The following is a 19,875-nucleotide window of genomic DNA, read 5'->3' on the forward strand; positions in this document are numbered from 1 at the left end:
GAACCGTAGGTAATTCGCTTTGCACCCAGGAGTACCCGTGACGATCACCTCTCCCCACCTCGGCAGCTCGGAGGCGTGGACCGACGCCAAGTTGCTGTTCGCGCTGGAAGAGGTGGTCGAAAAGGAACTGAACCGCCACCTGGCGGTCACCAAGGACTGGATGCCCCACGAGTACGTGCCGTGGAGCGACGGGCGGAACTTCCCCGGCTTCTTCGAGGACGGCGAAGCCTGGGACCCCGAGCAGTCCAAGGTCACCGAGATCGGCAAGATCGCGCTCGTCGTGAACCTGCTGACCGAGGACAACCTCCCCAGCTACCACCACGAGATCGCCTCGCTCTTCGGCCGCAACGGCGCCTGGGGCACCTGGGTGCACCGCTGGACGGCCGAGGAGGGCCGCCACGGGATCGTGATGCGCGATTACCTGCTGGCCTCGCGCGCCGTGGACCCGGACAAGCTGGAAGTGTTCCGGATGCAGCACATGTCGGAGGGGTTCGAGTCCGACAACCGCCACTCCATGCTGCACTCGGTGGCGTACGTCGCCTTCCAGGAGCTCGCCACCCGCATCTCGCACCGCAACACCGGCCACCAGTCCGGTGACCCGGTCTGCGACCGCATGCTGGCGCGCATCGCGCAGGACGAGAACCTGCACATGGTCTTCTACCGCAACCTGCTGGGCGCGGCCTTCGAGCTCGCCCCGGACCTGACGATGCAGGCGGTGCGGGACGTCGTCGTCAACTTCCGGATGCCCGGACACGGCATGCCCGGCTTCGAGCGCATGGCCGCGCAGATGGCCATCGGCGGGGTCTACAACCTGCGGATCCACCACGACGACGTACTGGCCCCGGTGCTTCGCTTCCTCAAGGTCATGGACATCGCCGACCTCGGTCCGGAGGGGCAGAAGGCCCAGGACGAGCTCGGACTGTTCATGAACGGCCTGGACTCGGAGGCCAAGAAGTTCGACGAGCGCCTGGCCGCCCGCGCGGCCCGCCTGGCGGCCCGCAAGGGCTGACCTGACCGGATTCCGCCCGCTCGGGCGAGTGACGCCGATTGCCCTGGTGGAGCGCTGCTCTGCCAGGGTTTCGCGTCATGACGTCACTGCAGGTGGACATCGACCAGCTGACCCGCTTGACCCGCGCCCTGGACTCCTCGCTGAGCTCCCTGCGGGAGGCCCGGCGGGCACTGGCCCACGTACGGCCCGACCAGCTGGGCACGGCGGATCTCGATGCGGCGTGCGACGGCTTCCAGGAACGGTGGGCCTACGGCACGCGGGAGCTGACCGAGCGGGTCAAGACCGTACGGGAGGGCGTGGACCGCAGCGCCGCGCAGTACGCGGAGCTGGAGGAAGCCGTCCGCGCGGCCTTCCTCCGGGCGGCGGCCACCCATGGCTGAGCACGCGGCGCTGGGCTTCGACCCCGCCCCCGGGAACCCCGCCGCGGTGCTGGCGCTGACCAGGAAGCTCGGCGCATCGGCAAAGGCCCTCGGCGAGGCCTCCCGGGTGGTGACGGACCTCGTCTCCCACAGCTCGTCCTGGCAGGGCGAGGCGGCGACCGCCTTCCGCGCCTCCCTCTCCCGGGATCTCCCCCGCTACCTGGCCTCGGCCCACACCTCCCTGGCGGAGGCCGCCCGCCGGCTCACGGGGTGGCACGACACGCTGGTCGCCCACCGCGAGCTGGCCGCCCGGTACGAGGCGCAGGCCGGGGCGGCGAAGACGGAGGAGGCCCTCGCCGACGTCCGCCGCCTGGCCCGCGAACTGGCCGCCGAACACGCGGCGGCGGCCCGCCGCGTGGCGGCCACGCTGAACGCGGCGACGGACAAGCTGGCCCCGAAGGAACCGGGCCTCCTGCCCTCGATCTGGCACAAGATCACCGAAGATCCGGCCGACGCCCTCTCGAACGCCTCGGCCATCCTGGGCGCGATCGGCGCCGGCGTGGCCCTCTTCTTCCCGCCGGCGGGCCTCGCGATCATGCTGGTCGGCAGCGGCCTGTCTCTGGCCGCGCTGGCCATGCACGTCTCGGACGCGAAGTTCCGCAAGTCCCTGACGGACGGCTTCACCAAGGGCCAGTTCGACGCCGACTTCTGGAAGAGCAGCGTCACCCTCCTGGGAGACACCGCCGGCTCCGTCCCCGGCGTGGCCGCGATCGCCTCCGGCGCCAAGGCGGGCACGGCGGCCGCCCGCGCGGCCATGGCAGCCGCCCCGGAGGCCAGCGCCCTGACAGGGCTCGCCCCGGGAACCACGGCCTTCAGGCAGGCGGCCTGGTCCACATCCGACGAGCTGCGGCAGGTGGAGAGCCCGCTCACGGGATGGGTCATGCGGTCATCGACTCAGGAAACCCGCGACCGGGTCGGTGTGGCGGTGGCAACTACAGGAGCGGTAACCGCCGGGTGCGACTACGCCCCGGACAATGAGGACCTGAAACACGGCTCCACAGCGGTGGACGGCACCCGAGGAGTCCTCGACGACGCCCCCTCGGCAATCAAGCGGTCCGGTCACGCCTGGTCGGTGTTGAGGCCATGACCCGTCAGATCGTAACCCCGCCGGTCTGGTTCCGTCTGCCACCGGGCTTCCACGACATCGGCCCCGCAGACAGGCTGGCACTGGACGCAGTGGCCGAGGCCCTGGGCAGCTCCGACGCCCAGCGGGAACTGTCCCGGCTTATCGATGGCCTCGAAGAACTCTCCGAGCACAATGTCGTGCGCACCGCGATCGGTTTTCACCCCGAAGAGCCGGTCGGCGTCGCAACCTCGTTGTTCTCACTCACCGTGCGGCCGGCCGAACAGCCCAACCCCCGGCTCACCGTGGCACGTGCAGGGTTGGGCGTCACACGCTCACCCCACTGGACCAGCTCAATCCGTCGGTTCATCGATCTCCCATCGGGGCTCCCCTGTTGCCTGGTTGCAGGCACCATTTCCGTGCCGGACGTCGAACATCGTCTGTTTCAGGCCAGAGTCGCGACCACCCCTCCGGATGGACTGCACCTGCTCGTCCTCGATCTGACCAGTGCCTCCACGCAGCACGCCGACGCGTACACGGACATCCTTGAGGCAGTCGCACACACCATCGTCTTCTGCGACCCCGAGGCAAGCGCGCCGAAGGCAGCCGGGACCTCGCGCATCATGGAGGTGCTGCTATGACCCTCGCACTCACCAAGGTGGCCTGGGACCACCCGCCCACGGCAGTCGGCTACAGGCGGTTGGTCATCCGCCGTCTCGGGTGGGTGGTCAGCCTGGGAGGCCCACCGCTGATCGCCTTGGCGTGCATCGACCTCGTCCCTCACGCGGGGACGGTCCTTGCCCTGATCACCCTGGCTATCGCGCCTTATCTGCCGTGGGTGATCATCGCCTTCATCAGGCGCCATCGCGTCAGAGCCGTACTACGGGCCTACCCCTGGCGGGATTGGCCGTGCCAGTACCCACGCCGCCCGCCCGGGAGCCCCGCGACCATCGTGATCCCTTTCCGGGAGGACTTCACTGCCACGTTGCGGATCCTCCCGTTCCCCATCGCGCTCGCGCAGTTGGAGAACGACCACCCGGACCGAATCTGGTTCGCGGGAGACCCTCGTTTCGGTGGGGTCGTGTCGCCCGTCGGGGGGCATTACCCCGTTCGGGTGGTGCCCCACACGCCGCGGCGCGAGGAGTGTGGTGGCGAGGGGTTCGACCTCGCGCGGCGGGTGGGGCTGGTGCGTGCCAGTGGGAAGGCCACGCGGACCTGAATCAGCGGCGGCCGGGGCGCAGGGCGAGGCGCTCCGACTCCGAGAGGCCGCCCCAGACGCCGAAGCGCTCGTCATTGGCCAGGGCGTACTCCAGGCACGCCGCCCGCCCCTCGCACGCCCCGCACAACCGCTTCGCCTCGCGCAATGAGGAGCCCGGCTCCGGGAAGAAGAAGCCCGGGCCGGTCTGGGCGCACAGGGCGAGTTCGTACCAGGCGGCGGTATCGGTGGCTGCGGTAGAGGTGTTGATAGACATGCCGCAGATACTGCTCAGCGCGGATGGACGTCCGCTATACGCCTGATCAACATGACGCAGGCCGCCGCTCCGAGAGCATCGCACCCCCCACTGACAGTGGCACGATGCGAAAGCACGACCGCACCGGTGGAAGCCGCCGGGCCGCAAGGCGATCAGTCCTCGTGCTTGGCCCGGCTGGGCTGGACGCGCTTCGGTTCGCCCGGCATCTTCGGGTAGTCCGGGGGGTACGGCATGTCGCCCAGGCCGTGTTCGTGTTCGTGGCGGGCCGCGAGTTCGAGTACGGAGTCCAGGGTGAAGGCGTGGTCGTCCATGTCCGCGTGCACGTCGCCCAGTTCCGCGAAGCGGGCCGGCATCGTCACGATGTCGAAGTCCCGCGGCTCGGCGTCGTCCACCTCGTCCCAGCGCAGGGGCGCGGAGACCGGGGCGTGCGGCCGCGGGCGGACCGAGTAGGCGGAGGCGATCGTGCGGTCGCGCGCCGTCTGGTTGTAGTCGACGAAGATCCGCTCGCCGCGCTCCTCCTTCCACCAAGCCGTCGTGACCTTGCCCGGCATGCGGCGCTCCAGTTCCCGGCCGAGGGCGATGGCGCACCGGCGGACCTCACTGAAGGTCCAGCGGGGCTCGATGGGGACGAAGACGTGCAGTCCCCGGCCGCCGGAGGTCTTGGGCCAGCCGCGCAGGCCCAGCTCCTCCAGCAGGGCGCGCAGTTGGTGGGCGGCGGCCACCGCGTGGTGGTAGTCGGTGCCCGGCTGCGGGTCGAGGTCGATGCGCAGCTCGTCGGGCCGGTCGGTGTCCTGGCGGCGGACCGGCCAGGGGTGGAAAGTGAGGCAGCCCAGGTTGGCCGCCCACAGGACGGCGGCCGGCTCGGTCGGGCAGATCTCGTCGGCCGTACGGCCGCTCGGGAAGGCGATGTGGGCGGTCGGGATCCAGTCGGGGAGGTTCTTCGGGGCCCGCTTCTGGAAGAAGGACTCGCCCTCCACCCCGTCGGGATAGCGCTCCAGAGTCGTCGGCCGGTCGCGCAGAGCGCGGAGGATGCCGTCCGCGACCGCCAGGTAGTACTCGGCGACGTGCCGCTTGGTGAGGCCCCGCTCCGGGAAGTAGACCTTGTCCGGGCTGGACAGCCGTACCGTCCGCCCGGCCGCCTCCAGCTCGATCGCATTGCCAGCAGCACCCATGTGCGCCACGGTAGGCGGGCCGGAGCGCGCGCGCATACCGGGCGGGTCAGGACGTACCACCGCAGAATCGAATGCATGGATCTGCCAGTGATGCCGCCGGTCAAACCGATGCTCGCCAAGTCAGTGGCGAAGATCCCGCCCGGCATGCAGTACGAGGCCAAGTGGGACGGCTTCCGGGCTGTCGTGCATCGCGATGGCGACGAGGTCGAGCTCAGCAGCCGCACGGGTAAGTCCTTGACCAGGTACTTTCCCGAGCTGGTGGAAGCCCTGAAGGCGAATCTGCCCAGCCGGTGCGTCGTGGACGGCGAGATCGTGATCGTCCATGGCGGGCGTCTGGACTTCGACCGGCTGACCGAGCGGATCCATCCCGCGCAGTCCCGTGTCGCCCTTCTGGCCCAGACCACCCCCGCCAGCTTCGTCGCCTTCGACCTGCTCGCCCTCGACGACGAGGCGCTCCTCGACACCCCGCTGACCGACCGCCGTACCGCCCTGGTCGCATCCCTGTCCACCGCTCGGCCCCCCGTTCATCTCGCGCCCGCGACCACCGACCCCGCGCTCGCGCAGGAGTGGTTCGACCGGTTCGAGGGCGCCGGGCTCGACGGAGTGATCGCCAAACCGCTCGATCTCCCCTACCGGCCCGACGCCCGCCTCATGTACAAGATCAAGCACGAACGTACCGCCGACGTCGTCGTCGCCGGTTTCCGTTTCCACAAGAGCGGTCCGATTGTCGGATCGCTCCTGCTCGGCCTCCACGACGCACAGGGCACGCTCCAGCACGTGGGCGTCTGCGCCGCTTTCCCCATGAAGCGCCGGGCCGAGCTGGTGGACGAGCTCGAACCCCTGCGGATGCCGGATCCGGCAGGGCACCCTTGGGCGGCCTGGGCCGAGGAGTCCGCGCACGAGAGCGCCCGGCTTCCCGGCGCGCAGAGCCGTTGGACCGGCAAGAAGGACCTCTCCTGGGTACCGCTGCGCCCGGAGCGCGTCATCGAGGTCGCCTACGACCACATGGAGGGAGACCGCTTCCGGCACACCGCCCAGTTCCGGCGCTGGCGGCCCGACCGAACCCCCGAGAGCTGCACCTACGCCCAGTTGGAGGAGGTCGTGGGCTACGACCTCGCCGAGGTGCTGGGCCCGTCCCCGGACGCCTGAGGCCGGGACCGGGACGGGGACCGGGACCGGAACATGGACCGGAACATGGACCGGGGCCGGGTCCCCGCGCGTCAGCCCGCCGTCAGCTTCTCCCACTCCTCCCGGTCCGGCCCCACCTCGTTCGGCGCGTAGTCCGGCCGCGCCGCCAGCCAGCGCACCACCCGGGCCCGGATCTCCGGGTCCGCGTACGCCCGCTCCGGAGGCTCGGCCAGGTGCCGGACCCGCGCCCGGGCCCGCATCACGTCGGGGTCCTCCAGCGCGCAGTCGAAGAGCGCGGCCACCTCGCGCGCCGTCCCCGTACGCCCCGCCCGCGTCGCGAAGCGCTCGCCTATGGCCGCGTCGGCGACCACCTGGAAGTCGAACCACGGCTTCAGGGTCCGCACCGCCCACTCGTGGTGCGCCAAGGCGAACCGGTCGGACCCCGGCTCCATGTGCGCCGTACGGGCCACCCTGCGCGCCGCCCACAGGGCGAGCGAGGTGCCCTGCCCCAGGGTCGGATTGGTGTGTGTGATCGAGTCCCCGACCGGCACCAGCCCCGTCACCACCGGACCCCGCTCGTCCACGAGCGCGCTCCAGCGGTTGTCCAGGCCGGCCGTGGCCAGTACGCCCGACAGTGGCTCCGCGCCGAGCGCCAGCCAGGCCTTACCGGGCGGGAAGGAACGGGCCGCCCGCTCGAAGACCGCGGGGTCACGCAACGCCGACCGCGTGGCGTCCGCGGTGTGCACGAACAGCGTCACGGCGAAGACCCGGTTGTCGGCCGGGAAGACGGCGCACCCGGCGAAGGCCCCGCCGGTCACCGCCCAGGGCCGCCGCGGACCCTCCTCCATGCCCGCGGGCAGCCGGTACCAGCGGCAGAAGTACGCGAGCCCCGTCCGGTGCCGTTCCACGACGGGCGGCCGGCACCCCACCGCGCCGAGCCTGCGCTCGATGCCTCCGCGGCGGCCGCCCGCGTCCACCACGAGGTCCCCCTCGTAGCCGCCCGCCTCGGTGGTCACTCCCGTCACCCGGATCCCGGCGGCAGGTTCGCCCCCGGCCTGCGGGGCTGTGGCGAGTCCCGTGACCGGCTCCCCGTGGCGGACGACCGCTCCGGGCTCCGCGCGCAGCGCCGTGGCCAGCGCGCTCTCCAGCACGATGCGCCGCGCCTGCAGCATGACGAGGTCCTCGTCACCGGGCAGCGCGGGCGGCCGTACCTCGAACCAGTCCAGCTCGTGCCGCTCGCGCGCACCGAGCCGGAGCATCTCCGCGTGGACGTCGGGCAGCTCGTCCCGCAGGACGTTGCGGGCGGCTCCCAGCAGCGCGTGCGGCTGGACCGCCTGCGCCACGGTCGGCCGCCGCCAGCCGAAGAAGTCGCGGTCCAGCGCGGTACCGGGGGCGCGCGTGTCGCGCTCGAAGAGCTCCGCCGTGTGTCCTCGCCGCGCCGCGAGCAGGGCGGTGGCGAGGCCGCCGATCCCTCCGCCGATGACCAGCACGTGTGCCATGGAGCGTCCCCCCGAACCGTTGGACCGTACGACGATCACACCGCCCAGAGCCTGCGCGTACGGAGAGGGGCCGAAACCCGCACACATGTCCGCCGCGTCGAGCCCCCGCCCGCGCCCACGACCGCGCCGCCGTCCGCCCGGTCAGCCGTGGACCGTACCCGCGGCCCCGCCCGCCGCCGCGCCCGCGCGGTGGGCCTCCAGCGCCCGCCGGGTCTCCGCCTCGATCAGGTCGGCGTTGATCGCGGCGGCTGCCTGCGCGCCCTGAGCGGCCGCCCCCGCGACCTTCTCCAGCGGCGCGGTCACGTTGCCCGCCACCCAGACCCCACGAAGCGCCGTGGCCCCGGTGGCCGGGTCGGATTCGACGCTACGGCCGATCACGTGCCCGTCCCGCGTCATGCCCGTGGTCGGCAGGCCCAGGCTGCTCAGGACCCCCGAACGGGCCGTGAACCGCGGGGCCACCACCAGCGCCCGGCACTCCACCGCTTCCCCGCCGGCCAGGGTGACCGCGGTCAGCCGGTCGTCCTCGACGACCAGGCCGGTCACCTCGCCCTCGATCACCCGGATCCCGAGGGCCGCCGCCAGCTCCCGGTCCTCCTCGCCCAGCGGCCAGGTGTGCGCCAGCAGCGTGGTCCGCTCGCTCCAGTGCCGCCACATCTGCGCCTGGTGCACGGCGAGCGGCCCGTCGGCCAGCACCGCGACCGGCCGGTCCCGGACCTCCCAGCCGTGGCAGTACGGGCAGTGCAGCACGTCCCGCCCCCAGCGCGCCCCGAGCCCCGGCACCGCCGGCAGCTCGTCCACCAGGCCGGTGGCGACCAGCAGCCGCCCCGCCCGCACGGTCGAGCCGTCCCCGCAGCGGACCAGGAAGCCCCCGTCGGGCAGCCGGTCCGCGGCGACGGCCGTGCCCGGCCGGATCCGCCCGCCGTAGCCCTCCACCTCCGCCCGCCCCTTGGCGAGCAGCGCCGCCGGGCTCTCGCCGTCCAGGCCGAGGTAGCCGTGCATGTGCGCCGCCGGGGCGTTGCGCGGGCTGCCGGAGTCGATCACCAGTACCGAACGGCGGGCCCGGACCAGGGTGAGCGCCCCGGCGAGTCCGGCCGCGCCGCCACCGACGACGACCACGTCGAACGGTCCTTCTTTTGCGTTGTCCATGTCCTCTGCGTTGTCCATGTCCGCGAGGGTCCGCCCGAAGCCGCTATTTGACAAATGCTCTTGCCGAAGCGGCAAATGGAGTCATGGCTCCCGAGAAGCAGGACGAGGAACTCGCCGACGTGCTCACCGCCGTGGGCCCGCGGCTGCGGGCCCTGCGCCGCCGGCGCGGCACCACGCTGGCCCAGCTCAGCGAAACCACCGGGATCTCCCTCTCCACCCTCTCCCGGCTGGAGTCCGGGCAGCGCAGGCCGACACTGGAGCTGCTGCTGCCGCTGGCCAAGGCGCACCGGGTGGCGCTGGACGAGCTGGTCGGCGCGCCGGAGACGGGTGATCCCCGGATCCGCCCGCGCCCCTTCGTCCGGCACGGCCACACCTACGTACCCCTGACCCGCAACTTCGGCGGGGTGCACGCCTTCAAACAGATCCTCCCGCCCGTCGAAGGCCCCCCGACCGTACCCGAACTGAAGGTCCACGAAGGATACGAGTGGCTGTACGTGCTGTCGGGGCGTGTCCGGCTGCTGCTCGGGGAACACGACCTCGTGCTCGACCCCGGAGAGGCCGCCGAGTTCGACACCCGTACGCCGCACGCCTTCTTCAACGCCGGTCCGCAGCCTGCCGAGTTCCTCAGCCTCTTCGGCCCCCAGGGCGAGCGGATCCACGTTCGCGCCCGTCCCGCCACTCCTCCGGAAGGACGTCCATGACCACCACAGGCGATCGCCCCGAACACCCCGAGCGCGAGCGTCCCGAACGGGCCGTTCCCCAGCCGAACGCCGTCGTCGGCGTCGGCCTCGTCGTTATCGGCCACGACGGCCGCGTGCTGCTCGGCCAGGCGCACGACGGCCGTTGGGAACTGCCCGGCGGCAAGGTCGACCCCGGAGAGGGCTTCGAGCAGGCCGCCGCCCGGGAACTCGCCGAGGAGACGGACCTGCGGGTGGCCCCCGAGGGCGTGCGCGTCCTGTCCGTCCACATCGAGGCGAAGTCCGGCCTGACCCGGCTGACGGCTGCCGCCGTCACCACCATGGCGGAGGGCGTGCCCGCCGTCACCGAACCCCACAAGATCGCCCGCTGGGAGTGGTTCGCGCCCGCCGAGATCCCGCCGGCGCTGTACGCCCCCTCGGCTGCGGTGCTCCGCGCCTGGCGCCCCGACCTCACGGAACTGCCGGACGTCCCCTCGTACGACTATCCGGCGACCGGCCGGGCTCCGAGCGCCTGAGGCCTGGGGGCTTCTCAAGCCCGCCTGCCGGAGCAGCCGGCCTGCCCCCGGAGCCCGGCTCCCCGGCCCCGTCCGACGTGCGCGCCGCGTCGCGCCCGCGCTCAAGCAGATCGACCCGGCCGCGCTTCAGGCCTCGGTGGAACGCGCGGCCGAGGCGCTCGAGGTCAACGCACCCGAGCTGTCGGCATCCCTGGACGCCCAGCCACCTGGGCCCGGACGCCGCAGGAGATGCCGGCGATCGCCTTCTCCCGCCCGCCGAACTTCCCGCCCGCCACGTCGTACGAGTACAGCAACACCAACCACGCGCGGCTCGGCCTCGTCGCGGAGAAGGCGGGCGGTCAGCCGCTGGAACGGCTGTTCCACCAGAGGCTGTTCGGTCGGCTCGGCCTGGCGGGCACGTCCCTGCCGGGCATCCACGACACTTCCCTCCCAGACCGCCACGCGCACGGCTCCATGTACGGCGGTACGGCCTACGCACTGACCGACAAGCCGTATTCCGAAGACGTCCGGAAGGCAGCAGAGTCCGGGCAGCTCAAGCCGCTGGACCACACCACCAGAACTCGTCCTACGCGTACGCCGCGGGCGGCGGCATCTTCACCGCCGACGACCCGGCCACCTGGGTCCGGTCCCTGACGACGGGAAAGGTGCTGAACCCCGCCTTCCAGAAGCAGTGGCTCGACAGCCCGCAGGCCGAGGAACCAAGGCGCCGGGCGGGCAGAAGTACGGGTACGGCATTTCCTACCAGCGCTTCGGCCCGAACGCGGCGATGTACTACCACGGCGGTGAACTGCCCGGCTTCAACCCCTTGATCGGCCACGACCCGGACAACGACGTCACTCTCGTCGTATGGACGAACCTGCCCGTGGCACCCGACGGCCGCACCACGGCCAACAGCCATTCGTGATCATTCGGGTACCGGCGTTCTGCCCCGAAGCACCCCCGGGACGGCTATCGTTCCGCCTCGACGAGGTGTCGAGATCGGGGGGATCGTGCCTGGCGCTGCCATACCCACCAGGTGTGCCGTCTGCGGAAATCCGGTGGCCAGGAAGAAGCTCGTCGTCATGTCGGGAGGGCGGTCCGCGCACCGCTCCTGCCGGCCGTCGGCCGGCGGACCACGAGTCGCCTCGACTCCCGGTGCCGCCCGCGCCGCCACTGCCGTCGTCAAGCAGCAGAAGCAGAAGCCGATGAGCCGCACCGAGCTCCTGAAGCGGATCCAGGAGCTGCGAGCGCGCGACGCGAAGAAGAAGCCCGCGGCCGCGAAGGACCGCTCCGCCGCCCGGCTCCAGCCCAAGTCGACCCAGCCGAAGTCCAAGACGAAGGCCCCGACCAAAGCGAAGGCGAAGGCGAAAGCCGTTCCCCGGGCCAACGCCGCCGCGACGCATCGCACCACCACGCCCCCGCCGTACTACGGGGTGGAGATGAAGTGCATCGACGGCCGGTGGGTTCAGATGCATCCGGAGTCGGAGTAGTGGCTCGCTGGGGAGTGTCGTCAAAGTGGCGTCGGCCGCCCGAAGGGCGGCCCCGCCGGCCAGGCGGAACTTCGACGACACGACCTAGCCCGCCGCTGCGGCCGTGACCACCGTCATCGCCACCACGGCGGCCTGCATGTCGCGGATGGCCTTGCGGACGCTGTCGGCCGCCCACTGGCCGTCGGCTATCTCCGCCATCCTGGGGCTCACCGACCCGGGCCGGTGGTGTGGAAAGGCCAGTCGGTGCAGCTTCGCCGCGTGAAGCAGGGCGATGAGGCCGGCCGTGCGCTCGTCCGGCTCGGCGCGCTCCAGGACGGCCGCGGTGAGCCGCTCCCGCAGGGCGCGCTCGACCCTCCCGTCGGCCTCGGGGTAGCGGCGCTGGGGGAACATCCCCAGCACCTTGTGCTCCCGCTGTGCCACCAGCCCGCGCTCGCCGAGGCGTTCCAGCACCGGAGCGACCGCCTTCATGTAGTCCTTCGACAGCCATTGCGACACCCGGCGCCGGCTGAGGCCGCGCAGCCAGGTCTCGATCAGCCGGATCCGGCCGTCGAGCAGCGGCTCCCCGGTCGGCTCGGTGCTCCTGAGCTCCAGGTGCTTCCCCGAGATCGACACCCGTTCCGCCAGGACCAGTTCGAGCAGGATCGCCCCCGCCAGCGCCGGTGCCACCGACTGGCGCTGCCTCACCACCCCGGACTCGTCGTCCAGGGACAGGAGCATGATCTCCTCGGCCAGCGTGATCGTGATCCCCATGTGCGTCGCCCCCAGGTCCTCGTGCGTCTCGAAGGGAAGGACGACGGGAGACCACCCGGAGTTCCACACCGACCAGCATGATCGACAAGGCAACCGCCGGACAGCCCTCAGTGCCGCACGGCCACCTTCGGTGCGAAGTTGCCCTCGCCCAGGTCCTCGGCCAGCAGTCGCTTGGCGATCGCGTCCGCCGCGACCCGCAGTTCGGCGCTGCGCGGCCGGCCCCGGTCCTTCTCCAGCCGGTCGCCGAGCCACTGGGCCCACGCCGCCGAGATGACGTCGGCCTCCCGCTGCCCGGCAGCCGTGAGGCTGAAGAAGGCGCCCTTCCGGGAGAGGAAGCCCTCCTCCACCATCCGGTCGAACACCGGGAGCAGTACCTCCGGCGGGAGCGAACGCCGCCCGGCGACCAGGCCGATGGTGGAGTAGCCGATCGTCCTGGTCATCAGCTCCACCTGCATCACCGTCCACGCGCCCGCGATGTCAAGCCGGGTGTCGGAGGATTCGACGATCGCCCGCGCCGTGTCCGCCCCCATGTTCCGTACGAGCTTGCCGACCGCCAGCTCAAGCAGCTTGGCCGAGTCCCCGGAGGCCGTGGCCGGCGAGCCGAAGCCGTCGCCCATGTCGGTGGAGCCTGCCCGGGCGCTGTCGCGCAGTTTGACCTGCTCGAGGAAGAGCGCCACGACGAACCCGAACACCGCCACCGGCACGGTCCACAGGAACACCGTGTGCAGGGCTTCCGCGTACGCCTCGATGACCGGTGTCGCGGCGGCCGGATCGAGCCGGTGCACTCCCTGCGGGGTCGAGGCGGCCTCGGCCAGGGCCGCCGGGTCCTGACCGGTGGCCGTCGCCGCCTGCGCGACCGCCGCTTCCAGCGACGGCCCCAGGTGGTTGGCGTAGATCGTGCCGAAGACCGCCGTCCCGAAGGCGCTGCCCAGCGTACGGAAGAAGGTGACCCCGGAGGTGGCCGTGCCGAGGTCGGCGTAGTCGACGGTGTTCTGCACGGCGATCGTCAGCACCTGCATGGACAGGCCGATGCCGACACCGAGCACGAACATGTAGAGCGACTCCAGCAGGGTGCTGGTCCCCGGATGCATCCGCGACAGCAGGTACAGGCCGACGCCCATGACCGCGTTGCCGACGATCGGGAAGATCCGGTACTGGCCGGTCCTGCTGACGACGTTGCCGCTGAAGACGGAGGCGAGCAGCAGCCCCAAGACCATGGGCAGGGTCCGGACGCCCGAGATCGTGGCCGAGTCCCCGTCGACGTACTGGAGGTAGGTCGGCAGGAACGTCATCGCGCCGAGCATCGCGAACCCGACGACGAAGCTCAGCACGGAGCACACGGCGAAGACCGGGTTGCGGAAGAGCCGCATCGGGATCGTCGGCTCGACGGCGCGCGTCTCGGCCAGGCAGAACAGCGCCAGCGCGACCGCACCGCCCGCGAACAGGCCGATGATCACGGGCGAGGTCCAGGCGTACTCGTTGCCGCCCCAGCTCGTGGCCAGGATCAGGGCGCTGGAACCGATCGCCACCAGGGTGATGCCCAGGTAGTCGATGACCGGCTTGCCCGAGGCGCGCACCACCGGGATCGTCCTGGCGGCCGCCACGACCACCAGGATGGCGATCGGGACGTTGACGTAGAAGCACCACCGCCAGGTCAGCTGGTCGGTGAAGAAGCCGCCGAGCAGCGGCCCGATGACGGTGGCGACGCCGAACACTGCGCCGATCATGCCTTGGTACTTGCCGCGTTCACGCAGCGGCACGACGTCGGCGATCAGGGCCATCGCGGTGACCATCAGGCCGCCGGCCCCGACGCCCTGGACGCCGCGCCACACGATCAGGAAGGTCATGTTGCTGGACAGGCCGCACAGGAAGGAGCCGCTGATGAAGACGATGGCGGAGGTCTGGAAGACCAGTTTCCGGCCGAAGAGGTCACCGAACTTGCCGACCAGGACCGTCGCCACCGTCTCCGCGAGCAGGTAGGACGTCACCACCCACGACATGTGGTCGCCGCCGCCCAGGTCCCCCACGATCGTGGGCAGGGCCGTTCCGACGATCGTCTGGTCGAGTGCCGCCAACAGCACGCCCAGCATGATGGTGCCGAAGATGACGTTGCGCCGCCGCCGGTCGAGCACGGGAGGCGTCGCGACTGCGGCGGGGGCAGTGGTCACATCTCGCACTCTCACAGGCCGCCCGCCGCGCCGCATGCGGCGCTGGGCCGTCGGAGGGACCCGCACCGCGCCCCCCGCGGCGACCGGCGGGGCGGATCAGCGCAGGTGGGCCAGGCCCGGATGGGCCTGCGCGTAGCCGTCCAGCAGCCGCCGGGCCACCGCCACGGAGTCGACCAGCGGGTGGAGCGCGAAGGCCTTCACGGCGTCCGCCCGCGAACCGCTCGCAGCCGCCGCCAGGATCTCCCGCTCCACGGCCTTGACGGCCGTCACCAGCCCCACCGCGTGCAGCGGCAGCTGCTCGACGCCCACGGGGTGGGCGCCGTTCGCGTCCACCAGACAGGGCACCTCGATGACCGCCGCGGCGTCCAGGACGGAGAGCGTCGAGCCGTTGCGGACGTTCAGGATCAGCGTGGCCCGCTCGTCCCGGGCGATGGCGCGCATCAGTGCCAGGGCCACCTTCTCGTAGCCGCCGGACTCCAGGTCGCTCTCGTCGCGCTCGCCCACTCCGGCCGCCTCGCGGTTCTCGGCCATGTACGTGGCTTCGCGCTCGGCCCGGGTCCGGTCCCAGGCGGCCAGGGCCGCCCCCGCGGGCAGCCCGGCCCGGCCGGCCTCGGCGTAGAAGCCGCGCTGCTGGTCGCGCAGGAAGGCCCCGCGGGTCTGCCCGGCCTCCTGGTACGCCCGTACGGTGTCACGGTTGAAGTAGTAGTAGTGGAGGTACTCGTTCGGGATCGCGCCGAGCGAGCGCAGCCACTCGGCGCCGAAGAGGCGGCCCTCCTCGAAGGACTCCAGCGCCTTGGTGTCGGCCAGCAGCCGCGGCAGCTCGTCCCGGCCGCCGATGCGCAGGCCGCGTACCCAGCCGAGGTGGTTGAGGCCCACGTAATCGATCCAGGCCTCTTCGGGGCGGGCTCCGAGCAGCCGGGCGATGCGCCGGCCGAGGCCGACCGGCGAGTCGCAGATGCCGATCACCCGGTCGCCGAGCTCCTCGGCCATGGCCTCGGTGACCAGGCCGGCCGGATTGGTGAAGTTGATGACCCAGGCCTCGGGGGCCACGCGGGCGATCCTGCGGGCGATCGCACGGGCCACCGGAACGGTCCGCAGTCCGTACGCGACCCCGCCCGCGCCCACCGTCTCCTGGCCCAGCACCCCCTCGGCCAGGGCGACGCGCTCGTCCGCGGCGCGCCCGTCGAGGCCGCCGACACGAATGGCGGAAAAGACGAAGTCGGCCCCCCTCAGGGCCTCGTCGAGGTCCCGGGCGGCCGTGACGGCCGGGGCGTCGGGCACCGCTGCGGCCGCGGCCAGGTCGGCGAGGACGCGGGTCATGGCGGCGAGCCGCGCGGGATCCTCGTCGTAGAGCGTCACATGGGACACCCGCCCCTCGGCGTGGTCCCCGAGCAGTGCTCCGTAGACGAGCGGTACCCGGAAGCCGCCTCCGCCGAGGATCGTCAGCCGCACGCCCCTACCGCCCTTCGCCAGTGCAGATTCCGGTGCCGGTGCCGGTGCGGATGCCCGTACCGGCGGCAGTACCCGTAACCCGTACCACCACCCGCGCTCCCGCCGGCGCCAGTGCCACGATCGGTGACACGGCCCGTGTCACGATCGGCGACACGGATCCCGGCCGGCGGCTGCTTCCGCCCGCAGGAACCAGTCTGCCCCGGCCGGTCAGTCGCCCAGCGACGGCACGGCGCGCAGCCTGGCGCCCTGCGGCGGGTAGGTGACGGCCGCGCCACCCCGTCCGGGGCCCGTCGGCACGCCCTGCGGCCCGGACAGGATGAGGGTGATCCGGGTCAGCCCCATCTCGTCCAGCATGCGGCTGGTCTCGGCCACCATCCGGCAGCGCACCAGGCCCCACCGCGGGTCGGGGTGGCGCACGGTGCGCACCGCCCCGTCCTGCTCGGCGGCCTCCGGCCCGCGCTTGCTCAGCCAGTGGGGGACGCCGTAGCGGTAGGCCGCCTCCATGAACGGGTCACGGGCCACCTCCTGGCGGATGCTGCACAGCCCCTCGTCCTCCGGGGCTTCGGCGAGCGCCGCCGCGAACTGGGCGAGCAGCGGTACGCACCAGGCCGGTTCGTGGTCCTCCAGCACGGCCGCGGCGTCCGGGTGGAACAGCGCGAAGCGCAGGAAGTTGTCGTCCGGCAGGGCCGTCGGGTGCGGCCGTACGGACTGGAAGAGCTGGTCGAAGGCGGAATTGGTGAGGGCGACGTCCCACCGGTGGTCCACCAGGAAGCTCGGGTAGGGCACGGCTTCCATGAGGGCCGCGTAGTCGCACAGGTAGTCGCGCTGCGCCGGGTCCTCGGGGAGCCGGTTCTCGTCGGAGGCCCGCCACGTGGGCGGCGGGTCGCGGTCGACCATGACGCGGAAGAGCCAGAAGCACTGCCGCTCGCTCATCTCCAGGGCTTCGGCCAGGGCGAGGAGCTTGCGGTCCGTCCACTCCTTCACCAGGCCGCGTTCCCAGTTGCCGTACGCACGCACGCTGATGCGCAGCCGGGCGGCGAGGTCCTCCTGGCTCAGCCCCAGCTCTTCGCGGCGCTGGCGCAAAATCTCCTTGCGTCGCTCCGACCGTACGGCGCCGCGGGCGGACTCCTCGCCCGCCAGGCGTTCCTCACCGGCTCGGGCGAGGCCATCGGACGGGCCCACCGCTGCGAGATGTGGCACTGAGAGCTCCCCCTCCTCCGGTCTGGATCTTCATTTCCGTGTGGCGATCCTGCTACCGACTTCATTCGAGTGTCAACTATTGTGGCAATTCCAGCCTCTTGACAGCTCATTCCCGCCACAGCTGTGGCACGTTCTAGCCCTTCCGCGCGAGAGCGGCTAGATTCCAGAAGCCGACCATGTGCCGTACCGACTTCGCGCGATCTAGGAGAACCACTGGTGACAGACGGCTTCCCGGCTCCCGTCGCGGTGGCCGACGCACCCCTGGCCGCGACCATCACCCGCGTCGCCGAACTCGCGGGCAAGATGGGCCGCGAGCTGAACCAGGTCTTCGACCTGCGACGCCTCTCGGAGGCTTCGGGCGTGCCCACGGATGTGGTGAAGACGCTGCTCGAAGGCAGGCCGGCCGGCGAACCCGACCTCCAGGCCCGCTTCCTGCAGCGCCTCGACCTGCTCCGGCGCACCCGCGTCAAGGCGAACGGCCGACGCTACACGCAACAGGAGATCGCCGACGGCGCCGGCATGTCGAGGCAGCAGGCGGGGGCCCTGATCAACGGCGATCGCCGCCCCACCATGGAGCATTGCGACGCGATCCAGCGCTTCTTCGGGGTGCACGCCGGGTTCCTCACGGCCCACGACGCCGACGCCCTCACCGACGCGCTCCAGCGGACCGAACAGCAGCTGCTCCAGGACTACGCGGGGCGCGCGCGGGAAACGGTACCGGCCTCGGCCGCATCGGCGGGCGATCCGCTGGCAAGACTCCTGCAGAACCATGGTGTACGGGGTATCGCCTGGCGCGCTGCCCAACTGCCCAGCGACAAGCACCGGGACAAGGTGACCGAATGGCTGGACATGCTCCTCGAAAGCGTAAAACCGAACGAGTCCTGACCCAGTCGAAAGTCTGGGTCTGATCCTTGAGTCCTGATCCGGATCCGCGCCGACGGGGAGAACGGTGAGCATAGGCAGAGAGCAGCGGCGGTTGTGCGGGGAGCTGGTGGCCGGCATCCGGCTGACCGCCCCCGTGGAACCCGTGGACCTCTACGCTGCCCTCTGTGAGGGCATGAGCAGACACCGCGGCCGACGGGTCGACTTCCGGATGGCCTCCTTCCCGCCCCGGACGGCCAGCGGTCTGTGGCTCGACATGGCGGACCGCGATCTCGTGGTCATCGAGGAGCGCACCGCACCGGATCACCAACTGGTCATCCTGGGCCACGAGCTGTGGCACATGAAGGCGGGCCACTGCAGCCACCACGTCGACGGCGCCGCCGTCGCCGCGCGGCTGCTGTCCGACGAGGCCGACATCGGCGAGACGGTCCGCCGCGTCGCCGCGCGTACGCGTGCCGACGTCCAGGAGGAGACCGAGGCCGAGACCTTCGGTTTACTGCTGGGCAGCCGCTGCCGGAACTGGCTGGCCGGGTCGGCGGGCCATCGGGCCCCCGTCCAGCGCGATGACCTGGCGGGCCGGATCGAGGCCTCGCTCGGCTACCGGGGACTGAGGAACGACCGTTGACCGGTGAGGACTACTACATCCCGGCAGCGGCGATGGCGATCTCCCTCGCCTTCAAGCTGCCGGCCCTGCGGCACAACTGGCGCGACCCGCTCCTGCGCTCGGTCGTCGCCCTGCTGGCCCTGGCGGGAGCGGTGTTCTCCTTCGCCGCTCCGCCCACCATCGCGGCGGTCAACCGCTGGACCGGGGTCGTCAACTTCTCCGCCCCGCTGGTGTACTGCCTGATCACCGCCTTCAGCGCCTCCTGCCTGGTCCTGATGGTCAACTGGCGGGGCGGGCCGGCCGAGCGGACCAAGCGCGTCTCGCGCCGCTGGATCCTCGGCTACAGCATCGTGATCGTGGCCCTCGTCGTGTTGTTCGCCCTCGGTGAGACCCCCGAGGAACGCCTGCGGGACTTCGACACCTTCTACGCGAACACCCCCTACGTCGGCCACATGATCGCCCTCTACCTGCTGGCGCACCACGTGGCGGCGGTGGTGATGGTGGTCCTGTGCTGGCGCTGGTCGCTCCAGGTGCGCGGCTGGCTGCGGATCGGGCTGATGATCATCGTCGCCGGCTACCTGTTCAACCTCGGCTACGACGCCACGAAGATGACCGCCGTCGTCGCCCGCTGGCTCGGCCACGACCTGGACGGCCTGAGCACCTACGTGGCCCCGCCGCTCGCCTCCCTGGGCGCGCTGATCAGCGCGATGGGCTTCGTGGTGCCGCTCGTCTGCCAGCGGCTCTCGGACCACTGGCAGACCTGGGCGACTTACCGCCGGCTCGGCCCGCTGTGGCAGGAGGTGCAGATCTCCGCCCCCGTCGGGACGCCCTCCGTGCAGATGGCCTGGTGGACGGCCGGGGAACTGCGCGTGATCCAGCGGGAGTCCGACATCCACGACGGGTTCTTGCACCTCGGCCCCTACTTCGACAAGGGCCTGCGCGACGACGCCTACGACACCGCCGTCGCCGACGGCGCCGACGAGGAGACCGCCCGCGCCGTCGCCGACGCGGCCATGGTCGCGGCCGCCGTACGGGCCCGCTCGGCGGACCCGGAGGGAAAGATCATCGGCGAGGACGAGGAGACCCTGCCCGCCGCCTCCGACGGGCCGCGAGACCTGCTGCGGATCTCCGACGCCCTGCGGCGTTCGCCGGTGGTACAGGCGGCCCGGCGGCACGCCACGGTCTAGGCCGAGTCGTCAAAGTCCCGCCCGGCAGGCGGGACTTTGACG

Annotated in this window: 22 protein-coding genes; 14 read left to right on the top strand and 8 right to left on the bottom strand. The window is 71.6% G+C overall.

All coding sequences use genetic code 11. The features are described 5' to 3' along the window. Nucleotides 1–37: 37 nt before the first annotated feature. The 5 genes from AB0F82_RS03370 to AB0F82_RS03390 all read left to right on the top strand — a co-directional run bounded on the left by AB0F82_RS03370 (nt 38) and on the right by AB0F82_RS03390 (nt 3,710). Nucleotides 38–1,009 carry an acyl-ACP desaturase gene (locus AB0F82_RS03370; protein ID WP_362623323.1) on the top strand — a complete coding sequence of 324 codons (972 nt, stop codon included), beginning with the start codon at nt 38–40 and terminating at the stop codon, nt 1,007–1,009. Between the two features lie 77 nt (nt 1,010–1,086). After that, nucleotides 1,087–1,389: a hypothetical protein gene (locus AB0F82_RS03375; RefSeq protein WP_037695436.1), complete on the top strand. Its 303-nt coding sequence runs from the start codon at nt 1,087–1,089 to the stop codon at nt 1,387–1,389. After that, nucleotides 1,382–2,515, top strand: coding sequence for a hypothetical protein (locus AB0F82_RS03380; protein ID WP_362623326.1), 1,134 nt, complete (start codon nt 1,382–1,384; stop codon nt 2,513–2,515). The genes AB0F82_RS03375 and AB0F82_RS03380 overlap by 8 nt, the downstream gene beginning before the upstream one ends. After that, the gene (locus AB0F82_RS03385) at nt 2,512–3,132 is read left to right on the top strand and encodes a hypothetical protein (protein WP_362623329.1); all 621 of its coding nucleotides are present in this window, start codon (nt 2,512–2,514) and stop codon (nt 3,130–3,132) included. Before AB0F82_RS03380 ends, AB0F82_RS03385 begins: the two co-directional genes overlap by 4 nt. Continuing rightward, a complete protein-coding gene (locus AB0F82_RS03390) occupies nt 3,129–3,710 on the top strand; it encodes a hypothetical protein (RefSeq protein ID WP_362623332.1) in 582 nt (193 codons plus the stop codon). The genes AB0F82_RS03385 and AB0F82_RS03390 overlap by 4 nt, the downstream gene beginning before the upstream one ends. A 1-nt stretch (nt 3,711) precedes the next feature. Here the strand turns inward: AB0F82_RS03390 and AB0F82_RS03395 are convergent, their stop codons facing one another. Both AB0F82_RS03395 and ligD read right to left on the bottom strand, forming a co-directional pair. After that, nucleotides 3,712–3,963 (bottom strand): WhiB family transcriptional regulator, encoded by a 252-nt coding sequence (locus AB0F82_RS03395; protein ID WP_356811899.1) that lies wholly within the window; start codon nt 3,961–3,963, stop codon nt 3,712–3,714. Nucleotides 3,964–4,115: 152 nt separating this feature from the next. Beyond that, nucleotides 4,116–5,135 (bottom strand): non-homologous end-joining DNA ligase, encoded by a 1,020-nt coding sequence (ligD, locus tag AB0F82_RS03400; protein WP_362623335.1) that lies wholly within the window; start codon nt 5,133–5,135, stop codon nt 4,116–4,118. Nucleotides 5,136–5,210: 75 nt separating this feature from the next. Between ligD and AB0F82_RS03405 the strand changes: the two genes are divergently transcribed. Beyond that, nucleotides 5,211–6,284 (top strand): ATP-dependent DNA ligase, encoded by a 1,074-nt coding sequence (locus AB0F82_RS03405; RefSeq protein ID WP_362623337.1) that lies wholly within the window; start codon nt 5,211–5,213, stop codon nt 6,282–6,284. Nucleotides 6,285–6,355: 71 nt separating this feature from the next. Here the strand turns inward: AB0F82_RS03405 and AB0F82_RS03410 are convergent, their stop codons facing one another. Continuing rightward, nucleotides 6,356–7,762 carry an NAD(P)-binding protein gene (locus AB0F82_RS03410; protein ID WP_362623340.1) on the bottom strand — a complete coding sequence of 469 codons (1,407 nt, stop codon included), beginning with the start codon at nt 7,760–7,762 and terminating at the stop codon, nt 6,356–6,358. A 141-nt stretch (nt 7,763–7,903) separates the two neighbouring features. Beyond that, nucleotides 7,904–8,926: an NAD(P)/FAD-dependent oxidoreductase gene (locus AB0F82_RS03415; protein ID WP_362623343.1), complete on the bottom strand. Its 1,023-nt coding sequence runs from the start codon at nt 8,924–8,926 to the stop codon at nt 7,904–7,906. A gap of 65 nt (nt 8,927–8,991) precedes the next feature. On the opposite strand from AB0F82_RS03415, the gene AB0F82_RS03420 reads away from it, so the two are divergent. The 5 genes from AB0F82_RS03420 to AB0F82_RS03440 all read left to right on the top strand — a co-directional run bounded on the left by AB0F82_RS03420 (nt 8,992) and on the right by AB0F82_RS03440 (nt 11,590). After that, a complete protein-coding gene (locus AB0F82_RS03420) occupies nt 8,992–9,609 on the top strand; it encodes a helix-turn-helix domain-containing protein (RefSeq protein WP_362623346.1) in 618 nt (205 codons plus the stop codon). Then, on the top strand, nt 9,606–10,121 hold the full coding sequence (locus AB0F82_RS03425; protein ID WP_356811894.1) for a nucleotide triphosphate diphosphatase NUDT15: 516 nt from the start codon (nt 9,606–9,608) through the stop codon (nt 10,119–10,121). Before AB0F82_RS03420 ends, AB0F82_RS03425 begins: the two co-directional genes overlap by 4 nt. A 228-nt stretch (nt 10,122–10,349) precedes the next feature. Continuing rightward, nucleotides 10,350–10,754, top strand: coding sequence for a serine hydrolase domain-containing protein (locus AB0F82_RS03430; RefSeq protein WP_362623349.1), 405 nt, complete (start codon nt 10,350–10,352; stop codon nt 10,752–10,754). Between the two features lie 37 nt (nt 10,755–10,791). Continuing rightward, nucleotides 10,792–11,025, top strand: a complete 234-nt coding sequence (locus tag AB0F82_RS03435; RefSeq protein WP_362623352.1) for a serine hydrolase — start codon at nt 10,792–10,794, stop codon at nt 11,023–11,025. 133 nt (nt 11,026–11,158) lie between these two features. Continuing rightward, nucleotides 11,159–11,590 carry a hypothetical protein gene (locus AB0F82_RS03440; protein WP_362623355.1) on the top strand — a complete coding sequence of 144 codons (432 nt, stop codon included), beginning with the start codon at nt 11,159–11,161 and terminating at the stop codon, nt 11,588–11,590. A gap of 84 nt (nt 11,591–11,674) precedes the next feature. Here AB0F82_RS03440 and AB0F82_RS03445 read toward each other — a convergent pair whose 3' ends face one another. From AB0F82_RS03445 to AB0F82_RS03460, 4 genes are all read right to left on the bottom strand, one after another. Further along, the gene (locus AB0F82_RS03445; protein WP_362623358.1) at nt 11,675–12,409 is read right to left on the bottom strand and encodes a GOLPH3/VPS74 family protein; all 735 of its coding nucleotides are present in this window, start codon (nt 12,407–12,409) and stop codon (nt 11,675–11,677) included. 38 nt (nt 12,410–12,447) lie between these two features. Continuing rightward, nucleotides 12,448–14,544 carry an MDR family MFS transporter gene (locus tag AB0F82_RS03450; RefSeq protein ID WP_436842025.1) on the bottom strand — a complete coding sequence of 699 codons (2,097 nt, stop codon included), beginning with the start codon at nt 14,542–14,544 and terminating at the stop codon, nt 12,448–12,450. Nucleotides 14,545–14,604: 60 nt separating this feature from the next. After that, complete coding sequence (locus AB0F82_RS03455; protein WP_356811891.1) at nt 14,605–15,960, bottom strand: 6-phospho-beta-glucosidase; 1,356 nt, start codon at nt 15,958–15,960, stop codon at nt 14,605–14,607. Nucleotides 15,961–16,167: 207 nt separating this feature from the next. Further along, nucleotides 16,168–17,160, bottom strand: coding sequence for a helix-turn-helix domain-containing protein (locus AB0F82_RS03460; RefSeq protein WP_362623361.1), 993 nt, complete (start codon nt 17,158–17,160; stop codon nt 16,168–16,170). A gap of 216 nt (nt 17,161–17,376) precedes the next feature. On the opposite strand from AB0F82_RS03460, the gene AB0F82_RS03465 reads away from it, so the two are divergent. The 3 genes from AB0F82_RS03465 to AB0F82_RS03475 all read left to right on the top strand — a co-directional run bounded on the left by AB0F82_RS03465 (nt 17,377) and on the right by AB0F82_RS03475 (nt 19,833). Continuing rightward, a complete protein-coding gene (locus AB0F82_RS03465) occupies nt 17,377–18,045 on the top strand; it encodes a helix-turn-helix domain-containing protein (protein WP_030825642.1) in 669 nt (222 codons plus the stop codon). Between the two features lie 64 nt (nt 18,046–18,109). Next, on the top strand, nt 18,110–18,667 hold the full coding sequence (locus AB0F82_RS03470; RefSeq protein WP_030030910.1) for a hypothetical protein: 558 nt from the start codon (nt 18,110–18,112) through the stop codon (nt 18,665–18,667). Then, nucleotides 18,664–19,833 carry an MAB_1171c family putative transporter gene (locus AB0F82_RS03475; protein ID WP_356811889.1) on the top strand — a complete coding sequence of 390 codons (1,170 nt, stop codon included), beginning with the start codon at nt 18,664–18,666 and terminating at the stop codon, nt 19,831–19,833. The genes AB0F82_RS03470 and AB0F82_RS03475 overlap by 4 nt, the downstream gene beginning before the upstream one ends. Nucleotides 19,834–19,875: the final 42 nt, after the last annotated feature.

Source organism: Streptomyces virginiae (genome assembly GCF_040638905.1).
Lineage (GTDB): Bacteria > Actinomycetota > Actinomycetes > Streptomycetales > Streptomycetaceae > Streptomyces > Streptomyces virginiae_B.

Excerpts from the sequence above, each read along its gene's own strand:
- AB0F82_RS03375 (WP_037695436.1), top strand. The coding sequence starts at position 1,087 with ATGACGTCACTGCAGGTGGACATCGACCAGCTGACCCGCTTGACCCGC.
- AB0F82_RS03380 (WP_362623326.1), top strand. The coding sequence starts at position 1,382 with ATGGCTGAGCACGCGGCGCTGGGCTTCGACCCCGCCCCCGGGAACCCC.
- AB0F82_RS03385 (WP_362623329.1), top strand. The coding sequence starts at position 2,512 with ATGACCCGTCAGATCGTAACCCCGCCGGTCTGGTTCCGTCTGCCACCG.
- AB0F82_RS03390 (WP_362623332.1), top strand. The coding sequence starts at position 3,129 with ATGACCCTCGCACTCACCAAGGTGGCCTGGGACCACCCGCCCACGGCA.
- AB0F82_RS03395 (WP_356811899.1), bottom strand. The coding sequence starts at position 3,963 with ATGTCTATCAACACCTCTACCGCAGCCACCGATACCGCCGCCTGGTAC.
- ligD (WP_362623335.1), bottom strand. The coding sequence starts at position 5,135 with ATGGGTGCTGCTGGCAATGCGATCGAGCTGGAGGCGGCCGGGCGGACG.
- AB0F82_RS03405 (WP_362623337.1), top strand. The coding sequence starts at position 5,211 with ATGGATCTGCCAGTGATGCCGCCGGTCAAACCGATGCTCGCCAAGTCA.
- AB0F82_RS03410 (WP_362623340.1), bottom strand. The coding sequence starts at position 7,762 with ATGGCACACGTGCTGGTCATCGGCGGAGGGATCGGCGGCCTCGCCACC.
- AB0F82_RS03415 (WP_362623343.1), bottom strand. The coding sequence starts at position 8,926 with ATGGACAACGCAGAGGACATGGACAACGCAAAAGAAGGACCGTTCGAC.
- AB0F82_RS03420 (WP_362623346.1), top strand. The coding sequence starts at position 8,992 with ATGGCTCCCGAGAAGCAGGACGAGGAACTCGCCGACGTGCTCACCGCC.
- AB0F82_RS03425 (WP_356811894.1), top strand. The coding sequence starts at position 9,606 with ATGACCACCACAGGCGATCGCCCCGAACACCCCGAGCGCGAGCGTCCC.
- AB0F82_RS03430 (WP_362623349.1), top strand. The coding sequence starts at position 10,350 with ATGCCGGCGATCGCCTTCTCCCGCCCGCCGAACTTCCCGCCCGCCACG.
- AB0F82_RS03450 (WP_436842025.1), bottom strand. The coding sequence starts at position 14,544 with ATGCGGCGCGGCGGGCGGCCTGTGAGAGTGCGAGATGTGACCACTGCC.